The organism is Nocardia sp. NPDC051463 (assembly GCF_040681975.1).
Taxonomy (GTDB): Bacteria; Actinomycetota; Actinomycetes; order Mycobacteriales; family Mycobacteriaceae; genus Nocardia.
Genome location: NZ_JBFBAB010000015.1, coordinates 1 through 25,349 on the forward strand (window position 1 = coordinate 1; position 25,349 = coordinate 25,349).

The 25,349-nt window shown below is 65.4% G+C and carries 20 protein-coding genes; 12 read left to right on the forward strand and 8 right to left on the reverse strand.

Translation table 11 applies throughout. The features are described from left to right. Together AB0M74_RS20100 and AB0M74_RS20105 are read right to left on the reverse strand one after the other, a co-directional pair. The coding region (locus AB0M74_RS20100) for a condensation domain-containing protein (RefSeq protein WP_366527780.1) at nt 1–2,350 on the reverse strand (2,350 nt) is incomplete at its 3' end. Nucleotides 2,351–3,035: 685 nt separating this feature from the next. Further along, a complete protein-coding gene (locus AB0M74_RS20105) occupies nt 3,036–4,532 on the reverse strand; it encodes a GMC oxidoreductase (protein WP_366527781.1) in 1,497 nt (498 codons plus the stop codon). A gap of 505 nt (nt 4,533–5,037) precedes the next feature. Between AB0M74_RS20105 and AB0M74_RS20110 the strand changes: the two genes are divergently transcribed. Beyond that, nucleotides 5,038–6,294, forward strand: coding sequence for a cytochrome P450 (locus AB0M74_RS20110; RefSeq protein WP_366527782.1), 1,257 nt, complete (start codon nt 5,038–5,040; stop codon nt 6,292–6,294). Between the two features lie 156 nt (nt 6,295–6,450). On the opposite strand, the gene AB0M74_RS20115 is transcribed toward AB0M74_RS20110, so the two are convergent. Together AB0M74_RS20115 and AB0M74_RS20120 are read right to left on the reverse strand one after the other, a co-directional pair. Beyond that, a complete protein-coding gene (locus AB0M74_RS20115; protein ID WP_366527783.1) occupies nt 6,451–6,999 on the reverse strand; it encodes a hypothetical protein in 549 nt (182 codons plus the stop codon). A 2,140-nt stretch (nt 7,000–9,139) separates the two neighbouring features. Further along, a complete protein-coding gene (locus AB0M74_RS20120; protein ID WP_366527784.1) occupies nt 9,140–9,895 on the reverse strand; it encodes a Mut7-C RNAse domain-containing protein in 756 nt (251 codons plus the stop codon). A 348-nt stretch (nt 9,896–10,243) separates the two neighbouring features. Here AB0M74_RS20120 and AB0M74_RS20125 point away from each other — a divergent pair, with 348 nt between their 5' ends. The 4 genes from AB0M74_RS20125 to AB0M74_RS20140 all read left to right on the forward strand — a co-directional run bounded on the left by AB0M74_RS20125 (nt 10,244) and on the right by AB0M74_RS20140 (nt 13,949). Beyond that, nucleotides 10,244–10,606, forward strand: coding sequence for a DUF1304 domain-containing protein (locus AB0M74_RS20125; RefSeq protein WP_366527785.1), 363 nt, complete (start codon nt 10,244–10,246; stop codon nt 10,604–10,606). 93 nt (nt 10,607–10,699) lie between these two features. Next, nucleotides 10,700–11,326, forward strand: a complete 627-nt coding sequence (locus tag AB0M74_RS20130) for a hypothetical protein (RefSeq protein WP_366527786.1) — start codon at nt 10,700–10,702, stop codon at nt 11,324–11,326. A 277-nt stretch (nt 11,327–11,603) separates the two neighbouring features. Then, nucleotides 11,604–12,518 carry a hypothetical protein gene (locus AB0M74_RS20135; protein WP_366527787.1) on the forward strand — a complete coding sequence of 305 codons (915 nt, stop codon included), beginning with the start codon at nt 11,604–11,606 and terminating at the stop codon, nt 12,516–12,518. Between the two features lie 42 nt (nt 12,519–12,560). Further along, nucleotides 12,561–13,949, forward strand: a complete 1,389-nt coding sequence (locus AB0M74_RS20140) for a VWA domain-containing protein (protein WP_366527788.1) — start codon at nt 12,561–12,563, stop codon at nt 13,947–13,949. Between the two features lie 44 nt (nt 13,950–13,993). Here AB0M74_RS20140 and AB0M74_RS20145 read toward each other — a convergent pair whose 3' ends face one another. Then, entirely contained in the window at nt 13,994–14,269 is a 276-nt protein-coding gene (locus tag AB0M74_RS20145) for a hypothetical protein (RefSeq protein ID WP_366527918.1), read from the reverse strand. Between the two features lie 281 nt (nt 14,270–14,550). On the opposite strand from AB0M74_RS20145, the gene AB0M74_RS20150 reads away from it, so the two are divergent. From AB0M74_RS20150 to AB0M74_RS20165, 4 genes are all read left to right on the forward strand, one after another. Beyond that, complete coding sequence (locus tag AB0M74_RS20150) at nt 14,551–14,844, forward strand: hypothetical protein (protein ID WP_366527789.1); 294 nt, start codon at nt 14,551–14,553, stop codon at nt 14,842–14,844. Between the two features lie 204 nt (nt 14,845–15,048). Beyond that, nucleotides 15,049–15,204 (forward strand): hypothetical protein, encoded by a 156-nt coding sequence (locus AB0M74_RS20155; protein WP_366527790.1) that lies wholly within the window; start codon nt 15,049–15,051, stop codon nt 15,202–15,204. Nucleotides 15,205–15,291: 87 nt separating this feature from the next. Beyond that, nucleotides 15,292–16,722: a DUF1254 domain-containing protein gene (locus tag AB0M74_RS20160; protein WP_366527791.1), complete on the forward strand. Its 1,431-nt coding sequence runs from the start codon at nt 15,292–15,294 to the stop codon at nt 16,720–16,722. 5 nt (nt 16,723–16,727) lie between these two features. Further along, nucleotides 16,728–17,570 carry a hypothetical protein gene (locus tag AB0M74_RS20165; RefSeq protein WP_366527792.1) on the forward strand — a complete coding sequence of 281 codons (843 nt, stop codon included), beginning with the start codon at nt 16,728–16,730 and terminating at the stop codon, nt 17,568–17,570. A 3-nt stretch (nt 17,571–17,573) separates the two neighbouring features. Here AB0M74_RS20165 and AB0M74_RS20170 read toward each other — a convergent pair whose 3' ends face one another. Further along, nucleotides 17,574–18,017 carry a group II truncated hemoglobin gene (locus tag AB0M74_RS20170; RefSeq protein ID WP_366527793.1) on the reverse strand — a complete coding sequence of 148 codons (444 nt, stop codon included), beginning with the start codon at nt 18,015–18,017 and terminating at the stop codon, nt 17,574–17,576. Nucleotides 18,018–18,251: 234 nt separating this feature from the next. Between AB0M74_RS20170 and AB0M74_RS20175 the strand changes: the two genes are divergently transcribed. Continuing rightward, nucleotides 18,252–19,481: a cytochrome P450 gene (locus tag AB0M74_RS20175; RefSeq protein WP_366527794.1), complete on the forward strand. Its 1,230-nt coding sequence runs from the start codon at nt 18,252–18,254 to the stop codon at nt 19,479–19,481. Between the two features lie 8 nt (nt 19,482–19,489). Continuing rightward, nucleotides 19,490–20,200, forward strand: a complete 711-nt coding sequence (locus AB0M74_RS20180) for a TetR/AcrR family transcriptional regulator (protein WP_366527795.1) — start codon at nt 19,490–19,492, stop codon at nt 20,198–20,200. A 60-nt stretch (nt 20,201–20,260) separates the two neighbouring features. On the opposite strand, the gene AB0M74_RS20185 is transcribed toward AB0M74_RS20180, so the two are convergent. Beyond that, a complete protein-coding gene (locus tag AB0M74_RS20185; protein WP_366527796.1) occupies nt 20,261–22,189 on the reverse strand; it encodes a TerD family protein in 1,929 nt (642 codons plus the stop codon). 241 nt (nt 22,190–22,430) lie between these two features. Between AB0M74_RS20185 and AB0M74_RS20190 the strand changes: the two genes are divergently transcribed. After that, on the forward strand, nt 22,431–22,916 hold the full coding sequence (locus AB0M74_RS20190; RefSeq protein ID WP_366527797.1) for a hypothetical protein: 486 nt from the start codon (nt 22,431–22,433) through the stop codon (nt 22,914–22,916). Nucleotides 22,917–23,091: 175 nt separating this feature from the next. Here AB0M74_RS20190 and pabB read toward each other — a convergent pair whose 3' ends face one another. Continuing rightward, nucleotides 23,092–25,290, reverse strand: a complete 2,199-nt coding sequence (gene pabB, locus AB0M74_RS20195; protein ID WP_366527798.1) for an aminodeoxychorismate synthase component I — start codon at nt 25,288–25,290, stop codon at nt 23,092–23,094. Between the last annotated feature and the right edge of the window lie 59 nt (nt 25,291–25,349).

Sequence of the window (25,349 nt, forward strand, 5' to 3'; positions counted from 1 at the left end):
TACCCCGCTGGATCAGTAGTCGGGCCAATCGGTTGGAGCGCTTGTCCAGCTCCCGGTAGCTCAGTGGTTGCCCATCGAAAACAATCGCCGTGGCGTCAGGATCCCGCGCAACCGCCGCGGTCAACAGATCGGCCAGCGTCGTAGGTGCCGCGGTGGGTGCGCCGGAGCGCGACAGCAGATCGGTTCGCTCGGTGGGCTCGAGGACATCGATCATCCCGACCGGAACCGTCGGATCGGTGGCCACCGACTCGAGTACCCGAATCCACCGATGCATCAGAGCATCGATCGTCTCGGCGTCGAACAAATCCGTGGCATACGTGACCGCTGCCGTCATACCGCCACTGTCATAGTTGTCCGACAGCACGATCTGCAGATCGAGAGGAGACACCTCGTTGGGCAGGTCGACCACCGACACCTCGACGCCGGGCAACTCCAGCTTCATCCGTTCCAGGTTCTGGAATGCCAACATCACCTGGAACAGTGGATGTCGGGACTGAGGCCGTTGCGGAGCGAGGTGATCCACCAGTTGTTCGAATGGGGCGTCGGCGTGCTCGAAGGCATCCAGATCGATCTGTTTGATCCGGCCGAGTAGGTCGGTGAATGGTTCATGGAGATCGATTTCGGTTCGCAGCACCAGCGTGTTGACGAACATGCCGATCACGTCGTCGAGTTCGGCCGCGCCGCGCCCGGCGATCGGTGTTCCGATCGGAATATCGGTCGTTCCGCTCAACCGGGCAAGCAGAACCGCCAGCGTGCCATGAACCACCGTGAACAGTGACGAACTACATTGCCGCGCAACCCTTTCCAACGCATGCATCAACTCGACACCCACTGCGTACCTGACGGTGGCACCCCGATCCGACAGCACCACCGGCCGCGGTCTATCGGCCGGCAGACGAAGCTCTATGGGAAGGTCCGCGAGCGCGACACGCCAGAACGCCAGGTTCTCGCGGCGGCGCCGCATCCGGGAGCCGTGGCCGGCGCTGTCGGGGTGGACCTGCCCGAGATCGGTGTCCGGTGCGGCGTCGGCGAACGCGTCCAGGAACTGCACGAATCTGGTGTAATGCGCCGACAGTTCGGGCCCGGTGTAGAGGTTGGGATTGGCCAAGAAGTGCAGGATCGTTTGCGGCGGGTCTCCGGTCTGATAGAGGTCGACCAGCAGATCTTCGACCGGTCCGGAGCTGAGGATATGGAATTCCGCAGTCATCGACCCGAGCCGGAGCTCCTGAGGGAAGAACATGACATTCACCACCGGGCCCGCGAAACGCCGCTGTCCGTTGTGCCCGGCGGCGGCGCGAATGTCGGTGAGACCGCACCGCTGGTGCCGCAACGCTCCGATCAGGTCGGACTGCACCCGCCGCACCAGCGTCGCGACCGTATCTCCCGTACCGAGCACGATCTGAAGCGGCACCACGTTGACGAAGACTCCCCCGGACCGCCGCAGCAACGCGGTTGTGCGACCCGACACGGGAACATTGACCAGGACCTCGTCCCTGCCGGTCATACGGGCTAGATAGCTTCCGAAAGCAGCGATCACCACCGCGGCCGGGGACGCCCCCAGCGCTTTCGAGGAATGATCAACTCGCCCTACCGTCACGGTGGGTAGTTCGGCTGAAGCGACGACACTGTCCGCGCGGGTGGGTGCGTACCCAGCGGCCAGGCTGGACTCGTCTTCGACGTCGGCGAGTTTGTCCACCCAATATGCCTGGTCGCTGGTGAATCGATTGGACTCGCGGTAACTGCGGTCGGCCTCGTAGAGGGTGCGCAGGTCCGCCGCCTGGTACGGCTCTGCTGTCTGGCCCTGTGCCGCCGCCGTGTACAGCGCCGCGACCCGGTTCATCATCATCATCGCGGCGTAGCCGTCCAAAGCGACGTGGTGAATCCTGCAGTACCACAGGAAATGCTGATCCCCGACCTGCACAATTACCCATGCGAGCAACCGGTCTCGGGTCATATCCAACGGTGCGATGTATTCTCGGCGCATCCACTGTAAGCCCGCCGCCATGGGGTCCGGTTCACCGCGCATATCGACGACCGGCCCCGGCGAATCCAGCGACGGGTCGAACAACTGATGTGGCTCACCGTCGACCTCTACCAGCCGCAGATATCCCGACTGGAATTCGAGACCCGCTTGAATCGATGTCTTACGCAGCAGATCGAGATCGAGATCCCCATGGAACTCGAGATACTGCGCCTCACAAATCGGCACATCCGGGCTCAATTGCTGCGCCAGCCACAGCCCCCGCTGCCCCGCAGACAGCGGCACCGGCTGAGTGACCGACGCGTTTGGCTCGGAATCCCCACCGGACAGCCGGTCGGGTGGGAACTGCCGGGGCACCGCGGTCATCATCTGCCTCCAGACCCGACCGCGCCCCAGTATAAGCCGATGATTGGCATGCGCATACCCCGGATCGGGGATCTATGCCGCGAAGTAATGTCGAAATTCATGATGGTGATCGACGGCGCTCTGCGACTTCTCCGCGGAGATCGTCGAGGCACATCGGGCCCGAATAGCGATGTGCTGTATTCGTGAACAATCCGCGCTGGCTCGCTACCTCAACACAGATCCTTCGATGCCCGATTGAGGTTTGCCTCTGCTTGGTCGCGATCGGTCGTCGGCGCGTGTGGCGCGACCATCGACAGCGCGGACATTTGCTGTCCTGAACGGCGGGTTCATGCGACATCGGAGGAATGTGGGTCGGTCGAGGTGCATCGAAGTGATCTCAATGTCTCGAGTACTGGTGATATCCAGCCGAGCAAGCGGTGGACCTGCCCAGCGGGGCGGCTATTCCATTCCCACTTCGCAGCCAAGGGTGCGCTGGATCTCGAAACCCTGATTGCGTCGGATAGTCCAATAGCAGCCACCTGCCGCCCCAGCTGTGCGGCCGGCACGACCCCATCGGTATGCGTGCGGCCACTGCCTGCCTGGCGCTTCCGGTCCGACGCCGGTCCAAGCTTTGTGAAACCTGTTCGCGTGCCTCGCGCGCACAGATTCACGTCATATCGAACCGAGACCTTGTGATTGCGTTGGTTGTCTACTCCCCAGATCTGATGATCTGTTCGATATTGCGCTCGGCCAGCGCGCTGATCGTCAACGACGGGTTCACTGTTCCGGTGCTGCCGGGCACAGCCGCCCCGTCCATCACGTACAGGCCTCGATAACCGAACACCCGACCGTATCCGTCTGTTGCGCGTCCGATCACTGCGCCGCCCAACGGATGTGAGGTGAAGGAGGCGTCCCCGCCCACGGTTGGTGGGGCGATGGACAGGCAGTGGCAGGCGGACTTGTCGTTGACTTCCTGCGCTCGTGCGAGGTAGCCGGCAGCACCGTTGTCCGGCCACTGTAGATCCACTCGCCCGTTGGTCGGGTTGTAGACGAACCGGCCGCGGGTGTCGTCGAGCACCATGCCCAGCGATGCGAGAGTGCCGATGTCGTAGGGCGTCGCGCCGGGGATGTACCAGTTCTCCAGCGACACAGGTGCGCCCAACTCGTCCAGAATCCGGCTCGCGGACGGCGCACCCTGCGTACCCAGGTCGGGCGAGCTGAGCGGCCGGGCCAAGCCGACATCGCCGTTGCTGCCCCAGCCTTCGCCGATGTGCTCGTTTAGGTTCGGCAGCGCGCCGGTATCCCGCGCGCGCAGCAGCAGCTCGGAGGTGCCGATGGAGCCCGCGCCGAGGAAAAGCTTGTCGCAGGTCAGTGTTCGGATGCGGAGCACTTCGCCGGTAGGCGCGAGTTTGGTTACGGTGACGGCATAGCGACCCGCCGCCCCCGGTTCCTTGGCGATGGCGTCCACGCGGTGGCCGGGGTAGATCCTGGCAACGCCGGTGTCCTCGGCGTAGCGCAGGTAGTTCTGGTTCAGATCGAACTTCGCGCCGTTGGAGTTGCCGAGGTTCGAACAGCCGACCGTCGCCGACGGCATCGATCGTCCGGCCAGCTCGTCGCGCAGGACGTTCCAATTCCATATGCCGTCGATGCGCTGCGGCATATAGCCGGCCGCGCGGACCTGAGCGTCCCAGGCACGTGCGTGCGCGAACGCGCCGGAATAATAGATGTCGTCCGGTATCGGGCTCAGCCGCAAGATATTTCGGACCCTGGGGTAGTAGATGTCGTGCATCTCGCGGTAGTCGACCACACCGCCGAACACATGGTCGAAGAACCGCTGCTCCGGCTCGATCATCACTCCGGTGAACACCACCGAGCCGCCGCCGACACACGCTGCGCGCCACACGTCGATACCCGGGTAATTGGTAACGTCGAGGACCCCGCCGAACGGATCGAACGACATGGTGACCCTGGTCACGCCGGTAAAGGTGGTGCGGTGCCAGAAGCCGCGGCCATCCGGAATCGAATCGACGGCGAAGATATTGCGCCAAAGATCATTCGGCCAGCGCGACCCGCGCTCGAGCACCGCGACCTCGGTCCCGGACTGTGCCAGACGCAGCGCGGTGATCGACGCCCCGAACCCCGATCCGATGACGATCGCAGGCACATGGTCGGCCGGATCCGGCAGCGGCGCGAAGATCTCTGGCACCAGTGTGCGGTAGATCGACGAATTCGGGCTCGGACTGTCTTCGGCCCACGCTGGAGTGGAGGCTGTCGCAAGTCTGCTTCCGCCCGCAAGCCCCAGCATCGTAGCGGCCAGGCCGACGCCCTTAACGAAACCGCGCCTGTCCATCGTGCCCCCCGCCTGATCTGAACGTCGCTCCATCACATCCCCACTCCCGTTGGTGACTAGGAAACTCGGTTCCGCGCGAGCGGGTGGCCGCACAGGACGATCATCATTGCGATGAGCATCGACAGGGTTGCTGATCCAGGCAAACTCTGTTCTATCAGGCTAGCCGGGCGGTGGGACCGCGAAGCCGGATTCGGTGGGTTCGACCATGGTGACGGCCATACGCTGCGCCTTCCCGCCCCATCTCCACCAACGCCGGCGGTGGCTAGCCGAAGATTAGCCAACGATGCCGGCGGCGGCGCTCTACCATGAGGAGAGTCTGGCGTGGGAGGTGGCAATGTTAGCGCGCGCGTGGATTCGGTGGTTGGTCTTGCATCGCCTCGCACGGTCCTATCTCCTGTGGTCGGCGCGCCGGGGTGATCCCCTCGCGCAGATCCTGGCCGGTCCGGATCGCGGGCTCGGAGCGCCACGCTCCATCGAGGAGATCCGGCGGCGGGGTCGGATGCCGACAATATCGAGGGTGCGCGTGACCGCCGACCACGAGTTGTGTCGGCTCATCCTGCGGGACCGTCGCTTCGGCGTGGTCACGCCCAACAACCGAGCCCTGCCGACGCCGATCCGCTGGGTGCTGACCAAGACGGATCTGGAACTTCCCAACCTGGCGGAACCGCCCTCGATGCTGGTGACCGATCCGCCGGAACACGCCCACTACCGACGCCTGGTCGGGCAAGCGTTCACTCCGAAAGCGGTAGCCAAACTCGGGGAGCGGGTTGTCGAAGTGACCGATGACCTTCTCGAACGCCTGAAATCGATGCCGCAACCGGATCTGATCGACGACTTCTGCGCGCAGTTGCCCATCGCGATCATCGCTGAGATTCTCGGGTTGCCCGCCGACATGCATTCGACGCTGCTGAAGTGGGGAGACACCGGTGCGCCGCTGCTCGACCGAGGCCTGACCTGGACCACTTTCCGCCGCGCCATCGACGACCTGGCCGAGGGGGAGCGGTACTTCGACCAGCACATCGCCGGGCTCGCCGCCGAACCGGGCGACGACGTGCTCAGCATGCTGGTGACGGGTGGCGAACTCACCCGTCGCGAGCAGGTGGCCAACGCGGCCCTGCTGCTGGACGCCGGATTCTTGACGACGGTGAACATGCTCGGCAACGGAATCGCCCTGCTGACAAGCCATCCGGACCAGCTGGAAATGCTGGCGGCGCGGCCGGAGTTGTGGCCGGGCGCGGTCGAGGAAATCCTGCGCTACGACGGTCCCATACGGATAACGGGCCGGATCGCGAGTTGTGACGTCGACATCGCCGATCAGCACGTCACGTCCGGTTCCTTGGTCCTGCTGTTGCTGGCGGGCGCCAATAAGGACCCCGCCGTCTTTCCTGATCCCGAACGATTCGATGTGACCAGGGCAAACGCTGCGGAACATCTCTCGTTCAGCAGCGGTGTGCACGGCTGCCTGGGAGCCAGCCTTGCTCGACTGGAAGGCGCGATCGCACTGCGCGCCCTCTTCGAGCGGTACCCGGATCTGCGTCTGGACGGCCCCCCGATCCCGCGTGGCCTGGTGAACCTGAACAGCTACCGCTCCATGCCCGCCAAACTATCTGCCGGCTAGCTGTTGGGAGATCCTGCCGTTGTCGAAGTGCGGGATGGGCGGTGTACCAAGGCTTTCCGGTCGCGGTCGCTCGGAGTGCAGACGCCGGCGCGCCGGGCGGCCGATGGGCGCCCGGCCGGCTCGTCATTGTGTTTGATTACTCCACTGGGTGACTCATCACGCCGCAGGTGCCATGAAGCCGAACATGGCGCCGATAAACCAGCCCACCGCACATCCGATGATGGCTCCGACCAGGAAGAACCAGATTCCGATCAGCACGCCGAGCGCGCAGCCCATGGCTGCGCCCATCATGACCGACATCGGTCCCATGGCCTGCTGTACGCCGGGCACCTGGTACGCGACAGCCTCGGGCGTCGGCCCGCCGACCGGTGTCAGAGTCAGCTGTGTGCCGGTGCTGTCCAGCCGCGGTGTGACCGCGAGATTCTGTCCGGCCTCCGTGCGCAGTGTCGTCGGGATGGCGCCGACTACCGCACCGTCGTTCGCGAGGACTGTGACCGACTCGGGAGTGACGACGAAACTGCCGGCGGTGAGGGTAACCAGGGCGCTCGAGTGATCGCCAGCGAAACTTGCCGTGTAAGCGACCGGGCCATCCACGCCGGTGACATCGACATTCGCCAGCGTCGCCTCTCCATGTGCTGTCGCGGTGGCGATGCTCGTTGCCGCGATGGCCATGAATGCGGTTGCTATCAATTTTTTGATGAACATTTGCCCTCCTATCGCTGCCGATTCTCTTCACATTCCCCGATGGGCGGTCCGGATGGGTATAATCGTGTGCCGTCGAATTGATCGTTGTCGATGAGTACGCGGATACCGAATTTCTGAATTGTAGTCGGTTTTGTTCTCTGGGGATATATATTTGAAGGCGGTAAGAAGCGACTCTCGACATAATGGGCGATTTACTACGGGAACCCCACACCGGGCGGGCTCACCGGGTTCCCTTGACTTGGCGAGCCGTATGATCCCGCGATTCCCGGTTCAACCTGTGCCGGCGTCTACGTGGAGGACGGCTCCGGGGCTCGGGCTGCGTGGCCATCGGCGGCGCTCGTGTTGCTGAAGCCGCGGACGCATAACAGTTGGCCGCGGTCACTGTTGTTGTCGCGGTCGACGATCAGTGCGGCAGCGGCATGGCCGGCGGCCAGCGCCCGATTGGTCGCGCCGACGTGCATCGAGAACCGCTTGACCGCACTGCACCCCTGGCCTCCTGGAGGCCGTCCATCCACAAGCTGATGTCGGCCCTCGGCGCCCAAGAGATCGGGATGAGCATGCCAGGAGCGATCCACGGAGAGACCGGCTTGCGGCCGTGGATCGCCCCGACCGCCATGATCCACGCGGCCTCCGACCACTTCGCCACCGCGTGAAACTTCATATCCAGGGCGCCCAACTCGCGCGGGAGCTATCGGATCTGCTCCTGGTCCGTCGGAGGCAGCTCGGCGATCAGCTCGTCCTCCGGACGCCGCGCGTGCGCCAGCTCCTCGGACGCTATCTGTTACGCTTCCGCGTCGCTCGCCGCGTAGACCGGCTCCACCTCCTCCCGCGGTACGCCCTCTGGGATCAGCGCCTCTCTACGGGCTTCACTCTGCCCATGGGAGTCTGCAACCTCTACCTCGGAACTTTCGGTGGCCATGCGCCGCACCGGTTCTCCCGAGGCGATGTGCGGAAGATAAAACGTTGTGCCACTACAGATCTGGACTAGCCACTGCAAGACGTCCGTGGGTGATCGACGAACTCTTCGACCGTGTGCCCCGCAATAGAATTTCGGACAGCAATCACGCGTGTCCGTGCTGGAATTATGAAATGGCCGTATGAGCGTCTCGTGTGGCCGATCCAGGAACGACTACTGGCCGCGGGCTGTGGTAGCAGCGCCAGAAATCGGTGTCTTCGGTCGTGTCGAGAGAAATCGAGTAGTCGAATAATCGCAACAACGCGCCTGGTCGGCGAAACAATCGGCGGACAAGGCACGCCGCGTCGACGGCCGGTCGGCGATGTGTGGCTACCCCGGGTTGATGCCCGTTATATCTCGATCCGAGGCGGTGAGCGTCAGTGGTGTTCCAGCAAGAAACGGTCCGTTTTCGTGAAGGCTGCAACATTGGCGTCGGTGTTCGACGGCCGCGGGCAGTCGGTCCATTCAGCGTGGACGGCTCTTTCGACTTCGCCAAATGGTGTCGAATCCAATCGAGGTCGCAGGATGTCCTGGTCTCGGCCGAAGAGCGGTTCGCCTTCAGACAAATGGATTCACCGTTGTTGTCGCCCGCGCCTGCCCAACTGGTCCAAAGCCGTATGTCATTGCGCTGGGCCCCCAGCCGCCGAACGTGGTAGCGCTCGAACATCATCGCGACGTCTTGAAGCGCTGCGCGAAGCTCCGGTCCCAGACAATCGACACACTGAATCTGTTCGACGACATACTCGACCCAAATCACACGAATGAGTTCGACAGCGTGCCACCTCCCGAAGCGCCCGATCTCCCCGCATTGCCGGCGGCTCTCGCGAACAACCTCGACGTCGTCCGGGGCGGACCCCCGAATCCGGACGACGGGAGCGGGGTTGGCCTTCGGAACGATTCCCCCCCCGCCGAATCCGTGGTCCCGGGTCGGCTCCGTTGTCACGATCGAGGTCAGTTCGCCCGCATAGCGGTCGCTCGCGGCGGCGAAACACTCATAGCGAGAGCGTATTGGTCACTCGGGCTGATGTGCCTTCGGAGCAGCAGGCCGCGGGCTGGGTTCGCAGCCGCGGGCATGGGCGAGATCGACTGCGTTGTCGACCACTTTCATCTGCGCGCCGATCCGATCGACTACGCCCGCCCGGCTGCGGGTTGCCTCCTGGCCCGGCATGCCCGCGGTAACAATGACTAAGTCGGCCTGATCGCGGCGCGGATCCGGGCGACGAGGTCGTTCAGCCGTCGCTGATGTGAACCCTCCCAATAGATCCGGTCGCAATCCGGACAACGCCGGAAGGTGTCGTAGTAGCGGCGGGTAAGTGGTTCGAGCCGATCGATGATGTCCTGCTTGGCCACTGCGATGACAATGCCGCCGCACCGCAGGCAGCGACTGAACGGTGCCAGCCGATCGGCCAGGTCGAGCCGGCGGATCACCTCGACGATCTGCTCGAACGGCTGGTCCGAACGCACGAAGACGCCGTGGGTCACGTTGCGTCGCTCGAGAAGTCCGCGGTCTCGGGTGAGCAAGACTCGGTGTTCGAAGGCGGCTGTTTCGGCCAGCGCGGCGTCGTCTGCTGTCCAGCCATAGCGGATGTCCAGTCCCATCAATCGCATGAGTCGTGCGAGTCCGCCGAGGTTGACGTCGACGACGAAACGCGGATCACGCAGCGGGTGGGGACGCACCCGGGTCAGCGGTCCGATGTCCAGGGTCTCGAACATCGGGTAGGCGGTGATCCGATCGCCCGGCTGCGGACGGTGGCCGAAGTCGACGGATTCACCGTTCACCAGCACCAGGTCGACCTCGGGGTGCGGGATGCCGGCCGCCTCGACGAGATCTTTCACGGTCTGGTGCGGACGTATCGGCCGCAGCAGCGTCGCGTACCGCGCCTCCGGGCGTAGGAAGTCGTTCAGTTCGGCGTATACGCGCAGTTCGACACTGGCGGCCATATGGCCATTGTCGTCCCGGGCTCGCAGTCCGTCTCGGACCAGGGCGCGATTCGGTTGTGCTGCTCAGGGGCGGGCACACCGGCCGTCGAATGGGTTGCAGCTGTATCGGCGCAGTTCGATGGGAATCGTCGCCAGGCGTCCGTAGCGGCCGATGCGGCAGTTGTGGGCGGCCCTTCAGCTCGTACCGTCTCCGCGATCACCGCAAGAGGCGGATCTCGGATAGTCGGTGCCGGTCGCGTTCAGCCGTGATCCCGGCCGCGGCGCCGCCCCGAGAGGGCAGTGGCATCGGATTCCGATGGCAAGCGTTTCGTCGGTCGATGTAGCACTCGGGTGAGTACTGTTCGAGCAATGGCGATTATCGCGAACATCCTGGTCGGCGTGGTGGCCGTGTTGCACGCGTACATCCTGGTGCTGGAGATGTTTTTATGGGAGGGAAAGCCAGGGCGGGAGTTGTCCGGGTTCGATGCCGAGATGGCGAGGGCGACTGCGCCGTTGGCTGCTAATCAGGGGCTGTACAACGGGTTCCTGGCGGCGGGGTTGGTGTGGGGGTTGATCGCGGCGGACCCGACGGGATTCCGGGTGCAGGTGTTCTTCCTGGCGTGCGTGGTGATCGCCGGGGTGTACGGCGCGGTGACGGCGAATCCTCGGATCTTGTTCGCCCAGGCGGTGCCCGGGGCTGCCGCGCTGACCGCGGTGCTCATCGCGGGCTGACCGGCGGGGGTGTCCGTCGCTCGATTCGGTCCGATGGTCGTCGAAACATGTTGCGCTGTTTTGGATGGTCACACAGGACCGGAGAGGCTCGGAATGATCACCTCACGGGCCATGGCCGTGGTCGCGGCATTGTTCGTAGCGTCAGGTCTGGTCGGGGGAGCTGGGTCGGTGCAGGCCGCGCCGACCGCCTGTGCGGCGGGAAATCCCCTGCGGCCCACCGCGGAACTATTCGCGACCGACAACACCGCAACGATCACCGATCCCGATGATCAGCGGCTGGGCACGCAACTGGACGGGTTCGAACTCGCAGTCGACGCGATGGCGGTACAGAACTTCGGCCTTCCGCTAGGCTCCACGCTGGTCAGCGGCGTCTTCTGGTCCGAACAGCGACAGCAGGTGGCCTACGAGCGCTCGCGCGAGTTCCACCTGGCCTGCGTCGACGCCGCCGATCTACATCGCATCGCCGACCAGGTGCGCACCCGTTTCCATCAGGAATCGGTGTTGACGTTCCGGCATCTGGTATCGAGCGCACCGGAAATCGACGCGTTCACCATCGAGGTCGCCGGTGTCGATGTCCACCGATTCCGTGATGCCCTGGTTGCCGACCCGACCGCGAGGGACCACCTCGTCGGCGGCTCCGTCACCGATCGAGGCACCTCGATCCTGGTAGCCGACCTCACCGACCTGGCCCTCACGCAGCAATTCGTCACCGGCACCTGAACCCCCGACTCCACTACGGCGACCGCGAATTCGTCGCCGGACGCTCTTTCCCGCGAGCGGAAACCGGCCGAGGCAAACGGCGGGTGACCGCACAGCCGGGTCCCATTCGCGCAGCCGGGGTCGCGGGAGTGGTGTTGACATCTGGGGTGTGAGCTGTTGGCATGTGGGCGAAGGGACTTGGTCGGGAGTCGGAGTCCGGTTGGTTCGCGCCTGTCTTCCCGGCCGGTTCGGTTGGCGCAAGTGTGGGCGGCCGACATGTCGAAAGGCTATGCAGGACATGATTTTCAGGCGTCAGCAGTGGATTGCTCCGGCGCGGGCGGGGATGGTGGGGGTGCTGCTCGCCGGGGCGCTCACGATGGCAGTGGCACCGGCGGGGGCCGCCCCTGGCAGCGGCTCGGCCGCGCCGGTCGTGTCCGCGGGGACTGTGATCGAACCGGCGATCGACTGCCTGCCGAGTAGCGCCCGGCCGAATCCGGTGATAGTGCTGCCGGGTGCGGACGGTGGCACGGCGGACACCGCGGCGCAATGGGGGCCGATGGTTTCGGCGTTGCGCCACGAAGGGGCCTGCGCGCTGGTGTTCCAGGGCGGAATCGTCGACGGAAAGCGGTGGGCGGGCGACATGCCCAGCGCGGCTCGGCAGCTCGCGCAGTTCGTCGCGAAGGTCAAGGCGACCACCGGGGCGGCCAAGGTCGACATCGTCGCGCACTCTGCGGGCACCTTCGTCGCGAACTACTTCGTCAAGGTGCTCGGGGGCGCCGCGGATGTGCCGAATATGGTGCTGCTGACTCCGGAGGCCCGTGGTTGCGACGGCGTCGGTTTCCTCGCGCAGTACGGGTTGAAGGACCTGCCGATCACGCCGGTGCAACTCGTGACGGCGCTGCCGTTCCTGGTGCCGGTGCTGTCGACGTTGATGCCGAGCATGGCCAACGCGCTGCAACTGACTCCGGCCTCCGAGGTCTACAAGGCCGTCATGGACGGACCGCTGGTGCAGCCGGGCGTTCGGTATTCGGTGCTGGCGACGAAGAACGACGGGGTCGCGACACCGCCTGGAGTGTGCTCGTTCATCACTGAACCGGGTGTCACCAACGTTTTCTACGAGGATCTGTTTCCCGGTAGCCCCGCCGTCGACCACTCGACCCTCCGGTCGAGCCCGAACACCGCGAAATGGGTTGTCGAGCAGCTCTACTCGTAATCGCACGGCACGGTCGGTCGGTCACTACTGACAGGAGAATCGGTGGGCACGACGCTCGTCAAGGGGCAGAATGCACCGCTCGCGGTGGTGATGGCAGTGGTGTCGGTTCGGGTCGCCGCGGCGGCCGACGTTTCAGGGCTACTGGTGACCGAGTCCGGTCGAGTGCGCTCCGACGCCGACTTCGTGTTCTTCAATCAGCCGAGTGCGCCCGGTGTCGAGTTGCGGCCGGGAACGCCTGCCTCGCTGGCGGTTTCCGTCGCGGAGGTGCCTGCGGACATTGCGCAGATCCGGGCGGTGATCACGCTGGAGGATCCGACGGCGACATTCGGGCAGGGTGCGCCGCCGGTCGCCGTCGTCGCTGACGGTGCCGGAAACGTGTTGTACGAGTACGTGATCGATGGTCTCGGCAGCGAGTCGGTGGTCATCGCGTTCGAGCTATACCGACGCAATGCCGAATGGAAGGTTCGCGCCGTCGGGCAGGGGTATGCAGGTGGATTCGCGGCTTTGGTCATCGACCACGGCGTCAGTGTGGACGACGAGCCGCCCGCGGCGAGTGGACTGCCCGCGCGCGAAGCGCGGTCCGCATCCGGTGCGACGCATGCGCCCGCGGCCTTCGGCGGAGCGGGCGATGGCGCCGTGGCGCCATCGGGGATCGTGCCCGCAGCCCTGACCTACCCTGCGACTGCGGCGCCGGAGGCCCTCGAGGTGCGCACCGTGCCCGGTGAGGAGAAGCTGTCATTCGACAAGCGCGGCCCGCTGGACATGCGCAAACGAGAAGTGGCGAAGGTGTTGATCACCAAGAACACCTTCGGGGTTCGTGCGCGGGTGGTGCTGGTTATCGACAAGACCGGCAGCATGATTCGGCAGTATCGGCACCGGGTGGTGCACCGGGTGGTGCAGCGGATGATTCCGGTGGCGACACAGCTCGATCACGACGGGACGCTGGAGGCGTATCTCTATGCGTTGTCGTTCGCGAAGCTGCCCGACATCACGGTCGAGCACAGCGAGCAGTGGGCGCAGACTTTCCTGCATCTGTCCGGCACGCATGCCGGAATCGACTACGACACGATGGGCGGCCGCAACGACGAGCTGCCGATCATGCGTGACATCATCTCGTCGCTGCGACCAGGAGATCCGCCGACGCTGGTGCTGTTCTTCACCGACGGTGGCTTCGCCAAGAAACGCGAGATCGCCGCACTCATGCGGGAAGCGTCTCGCCTGCCTGCTTTTTGGCAGTTCGTCGGCCTCGGCAAGGCCAACTACGGTCTGCTGCGTTCACTCGACGAGATGGCCGACCGGCTGGTCGACAATGCCGGCTTCTTCGCGCTCGACGACATCGACAAGGTGGACGACGCCCAGTTGTACGGGCGGCTGCTCGGCGAATTCCCGGACTGGCTCCGGGCGGCGAAAGCCGCTGGAATACTGCGCTGATTCGCCTGCACAGCCATTACCCGATGGCGGCGCGCGGCCGTGCGTCAGCCGATAACCGCGTTCATGATGGTGCCCGCGCTGGTGGCGACGACACCGCCGATCATGGCTCCGGCCACCATCTTCGGTGATTCCAGCCCGCCGCCGGACCACTTCTCCCAGGCGAATCTGCCGCCCGCGTAGATGATGGCGCAGACACCGGCCAAGAGAACGAACCAGGTCATGTAGCGGACCAATTGGAGGAACTTGTCCGAGATGGGCGGGGCTTCCGGGGTCGGATTACCGATCTGTGCCCAGGTGTCGTAAACGGCGGCCAGGATCATCGTGGTGCTGCTCATTCTGGATGTGGGACAGGATGGATTTCGCTCACAGGGATGGTATCGGTTAATCCGAAGTGGCGCAGGCACGCCGAGGCAATAGTGCCACGCATGACACCTTGCGATAGTCGATGTCGGTGGGATGATGGGAAGCGCGCGTGTGGTCGAGCAGTGGCCGCTGCGAGCCGGTGATCTCGCCGATGGGGGTGATGCTGCCACTGTGGGGGCTGTTCCTGGGCACGCGAATTCGCCGGTGTCCGAACAACTGTCGACCGGAGGAGTAGACCGTGAGCACCATCTTGATGTCGGTGGCAGACACTTGCACCACACTGGCGCAGATCGGTAACCCGACCCCGGAAGCGCCGCCCCTCTCGGACAAGATCATGCAGCTGGTGCGGTACATAACCTGGTTCGCGACCTTGTCCGGGGTCCTCAGCATCATTTACGCAGGAGGCAGATTCGCCTGGGAGAAGTGGTCCGGCGGCGGCCTGGAATCACCGAAGATGGTGGCCGGAGCCATGATCGGCGGTGTCGTCGCCACCAGCGCGGGCACTATCATGAATGCCGTCATCGGCGCCTGAAGCCGGGCATCCGGTCAGCTGTTGCGGAACTGTCGCGCAGGTAGTCCTACGAGGAGTGCACGAGCCGCGAGCAACCGCTGGTCGCCGGGTACGACACGACATCCACTCAGGACGCGCGACGGTGCGCACAGCGGTCGCGTCGGTGGGCTCGGCGGATCTGTCCGCGATCATCGTCGCCGCGGTGTCGGCGGTGCCGCCCGGTGGATGCGGAGGGCGACCGTAGCCGTCATCGGCGCGGTCGATGCCACCGTGCGGCAAGGGAGCCTGAACGATCCACGTCCGCCGATGGCCGATCTGGTGGACGGGCTGAGGGCCATGCTGCTTGCGCTGATGGCCCGCATCCCGGACGTCGCGCGCTAAAACCGCAGGTCCGGCAAATATGTGGCTATACTTCCGCCTGGATCTCTCGAAAGTGTCCGGCTCGATCGGAGAGTAGGGAGAAAGACCATGGGCGACGAGCGTTCACTCGCACAGCTCTCGCGCCGGACCTTGTTCGGCGTGGCCGCGGCGACCATGGCCAGTGCCACCCTCGCGGCCTGCAATACGTCGGAGAACAGCTCCTCGACCAGCGTGACTCTGATGCCGGAAGACCCGAAGGCGATCGCCACGGATGCCTATATCTTCGGCTACCCCCTGGTGCTGATGGACGTGACCAGGGTCGCGGCCGAGAAGATCACCCCGACGAACACCTTCCAGCACGCTGCCGGGCTGCCCACCCCCGACCGTCGCGATGCCATTCGACCGAATCTGGACACGCTGTACTCCGCTGCCTGGCTCGATGTGTCCGCCGAGCCCATGGTGCTACAGGTGCCTGCCATCGAGTCCGGCCGATACTGGCTGATACAGCTGCTGGACGCCTGGACCAATACCGTGCACAACCCGAGTAGCGTTCGACCGCGGGTGAAGCCGGAGGCGCCCGCGCCGCCCTACCTCTATGCCGTCACCGGGCCGCAGTGGACCGGGAGTCTGCCCGAGGGTGTGACGCAGCTGTCCATGCCGACGCCGACGGTGTGGTTGATCAGCCGGATTCAGGTCAACGGCACCGACGACATCCCCGCCGTGCAGGCCATCCAGCAGCAGTTGAAGCTCCTCCCGCTCGCCGACTGGATCGCGGGCAAAGCCGCGCCCCCCTCCGCCACGACGCCGACGCGCGAGTCCGCGGATCCACCGTCGAAACAGGTTGTCGAGATGGACGCGAGCACTTTCTTCGAACGGTTGTGCGCGGTGATGGTGGTGAATCCGCCGCAGGTCGAAGATCAGCTCGCGATGAACCGCTTCGCGGCCATCGGGATTCGGCCGGGCGGCAGCGTCACCGGCATTTCCGCCGCGGATCTGACTGCCGCCGCCGACCGCGCGAAGCAAGTGATCCCGGCAAACGCCGACCCGAGTGCGGTGAACGAGAACGGGTGGGTATTCGACCGCGAGATCGGTACCTACGGCACCAACTACCCGTTGCGCGCCAATGTCGCATGGCACGGCTTGGGCGCCAACCTGCCCGAGGACGCGATCTATCCGACCCTCTTCGGCAGCGCCGACCTCAACGGCGTGCCCGCGAACTTCCGACTGCATTTCCCGTCGGGCCAGCTGCCGCCGGTCGATGCGTTCTGGTCGCTGACCGCCTATGGCGCGGACGGGTTCCTGGTACCCAACCCGGCGAACATCTTCGCGATCGGCCACCAGGTGCCAGTTGTCTATAACCCCGACGGTTCACTGGATCTCGCGATCCAGCACAGTGACCCCGGTGCTCGGGTGCCCACGGGGAATTGGCTGCCGATACCCGAGGCGGGCCGGTTCTCGCTGACGATGCGTTTGTATGTGCCGAAACCTGTTGCACTCGACGGACAGTGGAAGCCGCCTGTGCTGAACGTGGCGTCGTAGGAGGGATGATGGGCTGTCGGACTGTCATCCTCTCGGTCCTTACTACGGGGGCGTTTCTTGCGCTCGCGGCACCCGGCGCTGCCGCCGATGTCGGTGTGGAGGTGCGCAGCCCCGCTGGAGAGTGGTCCAACGCTGCCGCGAGTTCGGCCGTGGTCGACTTGATCGGTGTCGCGGCCGAGGCGCTCAGCGGCGTCCTGGACGCCGCCGACCCGGGTGTCGTCCCTTCGCGCACCGCGATCTCGTTCCGGTCGATAGTCCCCGGTATCGAATGGGGCACGGCCAACGAGCACGAGATGCGCACCGGGCTGTCTATGGTGAAGCTCTACATCGTCGACTATGTACTGCGACACGGCGACGGCTCGACGTCGGATCGGTCGCTCGCCGAGCGTATGATCCGTGATTCGGACGACGGCGCGGCCGAGCTGATCGCAGCCAAGTATCCGCAGGCGATCGACGCCGTCGCCGCGGAATACGGGCTCACCGGGACCAAGGCAGGCGCCAACTGGGGCATGTCGTACACCAGCACCGCGGACGTGGCCACTTTCCTGCACATCAAGCAGCGAACCGATCCCGAGTCGCCGATTTTCGGCTGGATGGCGGCGGCCGACGACACAGCCGCCGATGGCACCGCCCAGGATTGGGGCACCAGCAGGTTGCCCGGTGTGATCGGAACCAAGTGGGGCTGGTCGGATTCCGGGCCGAAAGAGGTGGCCTCGGCCTCGTTCGGGCCAGGTTTCGCCGTGGCCGCCCACACCCGCGGCACCCCGGACGAGCAGACCTCGGATGTCACTGGTGCGCTGGCGCAGATGATGATCGATCTGATAGCCCGGCGGATCCCGCGGGGCTGATGTTCAGTCGTCGCCCTCCCAGGTCCATTGTGGTACCGCCCGGATCGGGTGCAGTTCCTCGTCTGTCGCGGCGTGCGAGTTCTGTTGCGCCACGCGCGCACCGAACTCGGCGTGCGAGCGCACGGCGGCCCGAAATTCCTCGTTGTCGAGCAGGCCCGCTTCCTCGAACGCCTCGATGTACAGATCGGCGAAGCGCTGGCGTTGCTCGTCGGTGATGGCCAGGCCGCGGTGCACGGCGATGATGTGGTCGAATCCCAATTGCTCGGTGAAACGGGTTGGGCCACCGAAGGATTCGGCGGTGAACCAGGTGAGGTGGTCGACATGGTCGGGGACCCGTTCGGTGAACTGGGTTTTCAACACCGGGTCGGCGAGAACCTTCTCGTAGAACGCCGCTTCGACGCGGTGCAATGCCTCGTCGCCGCCGGCGTGCTCGTACAGGCTGGTCATGGTGAGAGCCTCCGAAAGGAGCATCGAGCGAGTTTGTCACCCCATTACAGCCTTGGTCGAGGTCGCCGTGCACTGTTTCGCGCGAACTGTCGGGTTTCCTGAGCGCAGGCCAAGAAAAGTAAACAGGTTTTAGTAAACACTGTTCACGAGAGGGTGTGCTGTGGTTCCATCTCCTATGGAACGTGTTCCACACATCGTTGTGAGGTCTGCAGCCCAGACCGGTAGGAGATAGCCGTGACCACGCCCTCGATCCCCGCAGGATTCGACTTCACCGACCCCGACCTGCTCGCCAACCGTCTGCCCGTCCAGGAATTCGCCGAGCTGCGTCGCACCGCCCCGGTGTGGTGGTGCGCTCAGTCCGACCGGGCCAGCGGCTTCGACGACGGCGGCTACTGGGTGGTGTCCAAGCTCGACCACATCAAGGAGATCTCCAAGAATCCGGAGGTGTTCTCCTCGCACGAGAACACCGCGATCATCCGGTTCAACGAGGAGACCACGCGCGAGCAGATCGACATGCTCGGCAACATGCTGATGCTGAACCTCGATCCGCCGCAGCACACCAAGATCCGCCGCATCATCTCCAAAGGCTTCACCCCACGCGCGGTCGAGAGCCTGCGCGCCGCACTCACCGAGCAGGCGGCCAAGATCGTGCACGACGCCAAGAAGTCCGGCCGCGGCGACTTCGTCGAGCAGATCGCGTGCGAGCTGCCGCTACAAGCCATTGCCGAGCTCATCGGCGTCCCGCAGGACGACCGCAAGAAGCTCTTCGACTGGACCAACCAGATGATCTCCTACGACGATCCGGAGTTCGACGGCAACCATCACACCGCCACCGCCGAAGTCATGGGCTACGCCTGGAACATGGCCGAAGAGCGGCGCAAGTGCCCGGCCGACGATATCGTCACCCAGCTGATCAGTGCCGATATCAATGGCGAGAACCTGGGCTCCGACGAGTTCGCATTCTTCGTCATCCTGCTTTCGGTGGCGGGAAACGAGACCACCCGCAACTCGATCACCCACGGCATGAAGGCATTCGTCGACAACCCCGACCAGTGGGAGCTCTACAAGCAGCAGCGGCCGCGCACCGCGCCCGACGAGATCGTGCGCTGGGCCACCCCCGTGACCGCGTTCCAACGTACCGCGACACAGGACACCGAGATCGGCGGCCAGGAGATCAAGAAGGGGCAGCGGGTCGGATTGTTCTACGGGTCGGCCAATTTCGACGAGGAGGGTTTCGAGGACCCGTTCACCTTCGACGTGCTGCGCAACCCGAACCCGCACGTCGGCTTCGGCGGCACTGGTACCCACTACTGTGTCGGCGCGAATCTGGCTCGGTTGGAGATCGACCTGATGTTCAACGCCATCGCCGACGTCATGCCGAACCTGCGCCAGGTGTCGGACCCGGTGCGGCTGCGCTCGGGCTGGCTCAACGGCATCAAGCGCTGGGAGGTCGAATACGCTTGAATCTCGGTATGAGTAAACCGCGCGGCCGCGCGCCGGTGGTCTCCGACGGAGACATCCGGCGGGTGGCCCGTGCCCTGCTGGTCGAGCACGGGCCGGATGCGGTCACATTGCGGGCCATCGCACGGGAACTGGGGATCACCGCCCCTGCGCTGTACCGCTACTACCGGTCACTCGACGATCTGTTGGAGAGCCTGCGCCTGGAGTTCTGTGCCGATCTCGCGGCCGAGCTGTCGGCCGAGATCGACACCCTGCCCGATGACGGCGCGGTGCAGTTCTTCGCCATCTGCAAGGGTTTCCGGCGCTGGGCGCTGGCACACACTAGGGAGTTCACCCTGGTATTCGCCTCGCCCGGCGCGGGCCGCTCGGGCGTGATGCGGCGCTTCGACGAGCCGTTCGGCCGGATATTTCTGGCCGCCGCTGGCCGCCTGCTCGCGACCTACGAGGTCGTGACGCCCCCGACCGATGTGATTCCCGCGGAGCTGCGCGAGGATCTGGTCGGCTTCCAGACCGAGCTGCTGTCCGCGATGTCGGAAGCAGGCCAGAAGTTCCCTGCCGAAAAGCTGGACCTCGGGGTGACCTATCTGATGATTCAGATCTGGGCCCGCCTCTACGGCCATGTCACCCTCGAAGTCTTCGGCAATTACCCGATCCCGTTGTCCGACCCCGAGATCCTGTTCGACACGATGCTGGCGGAGCTGGGCCGGACCGCCGGATTTTGATCACCGATCAGGCAGCGGTCCTCATGCGCCGGCCATCCGCCGGTTGGGTGCCCGCGACGGTCAGATTCGGGCGCCCTTGGTGCGATTGCAGGCGCGGCACAGGATTTGGAGGTTTGACGCGCTGGTCGCGCCACCGCGGCTGAGCGGGATGATGTGGTCGAACTCCAGGTAGTGGCCGTCGCCGCATTCGACGCATTTGCCACCGTCACGTTGCCATACTTCGGCTTTGACCTCCTGCGGGATGCTGCGGGTGTCGCGTTGGCCAGGGGTGAGGATCAGTCGCTTGGCGACCCGCAGCGCGCCTTCCAGTGCCGCGGCGACGTAGTCGGGATCGGCGACTTCGAAGGTCGCGCCGCCGCGTGCCGAGGTGGCGGCGAGCACCACCGTGTTCTGCTCGCGGTGCACGGAAACGATTCGTGCCCAAGGCAGTTCGATGCCGGTGTCGGCCCCGACGAAGCGGAGCTTCTTATTGCTGCCGATCAGTCGGCCGTCGGTGAGTTTCGGGCCACGTGCCAACTGCCGGACATGGATCGCGGGCAGATCTAAGTGCACCTTCTCCTCCGGATCGAGGTGCAGTCCCGGCGTTCGGATCATCGGCAGATCGCCCGCTCGCAGTCGAGATAGCGTGCGGCCGCGGTGCATTCGCCTGCGCAGGTCTTCGATCAGCGGCCCGCTCAGCGCCAGCTCCGCGATGGCATGCTCGAACGCCTCGAACTCGGCGAGCTCCACCTCCCCGTCGGCGAAGGCGAAGGTGACCAACCGTTCCACATAGCTGAGTGCGGCTTCGCGCAGTGCCTCGCGACCCGCGCTCTCGTCGATGCGCTGATATCGCAGCGACGCCCACAATGCGGCCCAGTCCTCGCCGCGTGGTCCCGATGTCGTGAGCGCCCGCCAGGCCTGGGTGTGCCAGTGGGTGAGGAATTCCTCGATCTCGAGCGCGCAGACCTGGCACGGCGCGAGGCCGCCGAATAGCTTGCGGCGCAGCGGGTTGGCACACCGTGCGCAGTCGCGAGGACTCACTTGCCTGCGCGGGTAGGTCGCCCCGGTCCATTCTTTCCCGTCCCACCAACGCAGCCGCGCGGGGTCATCCGGGTCCGAATGCCAGTCTGCGCGTTGTGGATTCGGGGGCGGCGGTGGCGCTTGATCGACCGATCCACCATGGCGCTCGAGGTCGACCGGCCGGGATGGCGCCGTTGCTCGACTTCGGTCCGACGGGTCGCTGGACCGGTCGGCGTTCGGGGGTAGCCCGGCGTCATCGAACGAGTCGGTGCGCGCGGACAGCCGGGCACCCGGCGCGTGTTCGATGGATCGGGACTCTCGCTGCGCCGCGCGAGTTCGGTCGAGCGGGGCCACCGATCGGGGAGTGGTTGCCGCCGACCGATTCCCGTCGGCGGTGCCCACCAGTCGGGGTGCCGTCGGAGGGTGCGTCCTGCCGAACGGGTTCGCGGATCGGGTGGCGGGCGAGCGCTCCGGGGTCCGCTCGGCCGGATCCTCGACGCTGACACCGAATTCGGTGACGAGCCCCGCCAACCCACTCGACCACCCCTGTCCGATGGCGCGGAACCGCCACTGACCGTCCCTGCGGTAGAACTCGCCGAACATCATCGCGGCCACCGAGTCGGTGTCGGTGACCTCGAATTGCGTTACCGGGCCGTCGGCGGCGTGGACAGTGAGCGTCAAGCTTGTGATGTTGCCGAAGGTGCCTTCGTCGACCGAGCCCGCGATGACGATTCGCTGCACGTCGGTTTCGGTGCGCGGCAACGAGACGCTCAGCCGGGCCGTGCCCGGCGCGGGTTCCTGGTCGAGTGTCACCGCCTGCGAGACATGCCGTGGTGCGTTGAAGAACACGAGATCGCGATCGGTCCGTACCGAGCCCGATTCGTTCAGCAACAGCGCATGCGCATCGACGACATGGTCCGACCGCCATGAAACAACCACGGCAAGAAGGGATGTCGGTACCGGTGCGTTGGCACCTTTGCTGAGTTTCATCGTGCTGGAACTATGCCACGCGGGTCCGACACGCCGAATTCCGCGAGGTCGATGCTCGGCGGTGCGCGGTGCAGGGAGTCGGCGAAAGCAGGTCGGGTACGTGCCGTCCATTCCGCACGGATTCATTCGGTGGAGCGCGGACGGTACCTGAACACGCCGCGTCGGCCTTGTCCAGAACTGGTCACAGACTGACCGGTAGGTCTTCCTTTCGATCGGCCGTCCGGTACGGCACAGTGGTGTCATGAGCACCCCAAAAGGGTCAGGCCGGAAAGCGACGCCTCCGAAAGCGCCGCGTGTGCCGAGTGCGGGCGACATCCTGGCCGCCGCGCAGTCCGCGGCGGCCGCGGCCCAGTCGGCGGCAGGCGCGGCGCTGGATGCGGCTCAGCTGACGGCGGGGCAGGCCTTCGACGCCGCAGTGCGACTACCACCGGCGTCGGCGCAGTTGGCGGCGCAATTGCCCGACCTGATCGAGAATCTCTCGACCGCGGTCGACCGCCTCAACTCCACCATCGACCGCCTCGACCGCACCCTGGCACTCGCGGATCCGGCATTCGCGGCCTACGACCGACTGTTGCCGCGGCTCGAGGCGATGATCGGGCTCGGCGAAGACCTCTTCACCGCACTGTCCCGGTTACCGGGCGTCTCGATTCTCGGCCGATTCACCGGTCGCGCTGCGGAAGCGCCGGTCGAGCCGCAACCACCACGGTCGCGCGGCCGAAAGAAGTAACTCGGCCGGGCAGTTCGCGTGGTCCCGTGGTCGCCGGTAGGTGACTGTCGAGTCGAGAGCGTGCTTTTACTGTCGACGTTCACGTCCACAGTAGATGCCCGCAACCGGCGCGGAGCCGAGGAAGCGCAGCCGATATGACATCGGGCACGGATTCGACGCCGGATGCCGGTGCTGCCTAGCGCGCGGCCCGGTAGGTGGCGGCCGCCTTCAGGAGCGTCTCGTGGTACTCGTCCTCGGGGTCGGAGTCGAGGACGATGGCGCCGCCCGCGCCGATGCGCCATAGACCGTTGTGGCGGACGGCGGTGCGGATGACGATATTGAGGTCGGCGGTGCCGGCCAGGCCGAGGAAGCCGATGGTGCCCGAGTAAACGCCGCGTGCTTCGGTTTCCAGTTCGTCGATGATTTCCATGGTGCGCTTCTTGGGGGCGCCGGTCATCGAGCCGCCGGGGAAACAAGCGCGCAGGCAATCGACGGCATCGACGTTCGGGCGCAGCGTGCCGCGGACGGTCGAGACCAGTTGGTGCATGGTCGAATACGTCTCGGTGGCCATCAGCTTCGGGACGTGCACGCTGCCGATCTGGCACACCCGGCCGAGGTCGTTGCGCAGCAGGTCGACGATCATCAGGTTCTCGGCGCGGGTCTTCGGACTGTCGGCCAGCTCGCGGCGCAGCCGCTCGTCCTCGGCGGGAGTGCTGCCGCGGGGCGCGGTGCCTTTGATCGGCTTGCTCTCCACGGTGCGTGCGCGGTCGATCTTGAGGAAGCGTTCCGGTGAGGAGCACGCGATTTCGAGGTCGTCGAAGCGCAGATATGCGGCATACGGCGCGGGATTACAGCGACGAAGACGGCGGTAGAAGTCGAGGCCGTCGGACTCGGCGGCGGCGAAGGTCGCGTTGTCGGTGAGGCAGATTTCGTAGGACTCGCCCGCGTGCAACCGGTCCTGGCAGACGGCAATGTCGGCCAGGTAGCGATCGCGGCCCCGGGTAAACAGCGACGTCACGGCGGCGGTGTCGGTGAATGCTTCGAGCGTCGGTGGATTCGCCCATGTAGGCAGGGCTTCCAGGATCTCGCGGGTATCACGCAGCCAGTCCGCGCTCGCGCGCAGCGCCTCCGGCGCGAGATCGGTGAGCGCGAGCAAATGCGTGCGCCCACCCACATGGTCGACGACGACGATCCGATCGGCGAAGATCCACTGCGCGTCCGGTGTCGGCGCACGGTGTGCCGCCTCGGCTCCGCACTCGGCCTTGACCTCGTAACCGAGGTAGCCGACATAGCCGCCTGCGAAATCGAAAGGCAGATCTGGCAGTTCGACAAATCTCCGGCGGGTCTCGGCGGCGAGATAGTCGAGGATCGTGCCGGGGACGCGGTCTCGGCCCCCATCGGAGGACTCGACGGTGACCGCGCCCTCGCCGACCCGATAGCGAACCACTTCGGCCAGTGGGCCGCCCGCGTCGCCGAGGAAGGAGAATCGGTCCAGGCCGGGTTCGACGTGTTCGCTGTCGAGCCAGAATGCGGTCGGGGAGTCCGCATACAGCCGGAGGAAGGCGGCCTCGGAATCGATGGCTCGTTCGATGACGGTGTGTTCGATCTGCCGGGGGCGCACGGGTGTGTCGTAGCCGAGCCCGGTTCCGCGCTCGATCGTGGGCGTGAACCGCTCGGCTGCTCGGACGAATCCCGTTGTGCCGGACACATGTTGCTCACGCACCCGGGTGATGGATCCGGACTGTCCGATGGTCGAGGACCGCCCCGTCCCCGATCGACCTGTCACGAACCGGTGCACATGCGGTGCCACCGGCTGGGCCGCGGTGAGTTCGGCGAAGTTTCGCAGCAGCGCCGCGCCGTGCTCGCCGGCTATCGATTCGGGATGGAACTGCACGCCCCATTGCGGTCTACTGCGGTGCCGGACGCCCATGATCACCCCGTCGGCGGCGACCGCCGTGATTTCGAGGCTGTCGGGAAGCGGACGCTGAGCGCACAGCGAGTGGTAGCGCACAGCGGTGAAGCCAGGGGGAAGTCCGGCGAACAGGTCGCTGCCGTCGTGTTCGATGTGGTCGAGATATCCGTGCCGGGCCGCGGGCGCGCCCGAGACCACGCCGCCTGCCGCGACCACGATCCCTTGGTGTCCGAGGCACACCCCGAGCAGGGGCAGCTCCGCCTCGCGGATCACTGCTGCCGAGATGCCGACATCACGGGCGACGTCGGGTCGGCCGGGGCCTGGGGAGATGACAATGTTGTCGAAACGGGCGAGATCCAGCCGCGTGAGATCGTCGAACTCGTCGTTGCGCACCACTGTCGGTTCTACGCCGTTCACCTCGCTGATCAGCTGATACAGGTTATAGGTGAACGAGTCGTAATTGTCGATCAACAACGTGTGCATGGTGCCTGGAACCCTACGCGCAGGCCGGAACGGCGGACTGTTGTCAACTGCCTTCAGTT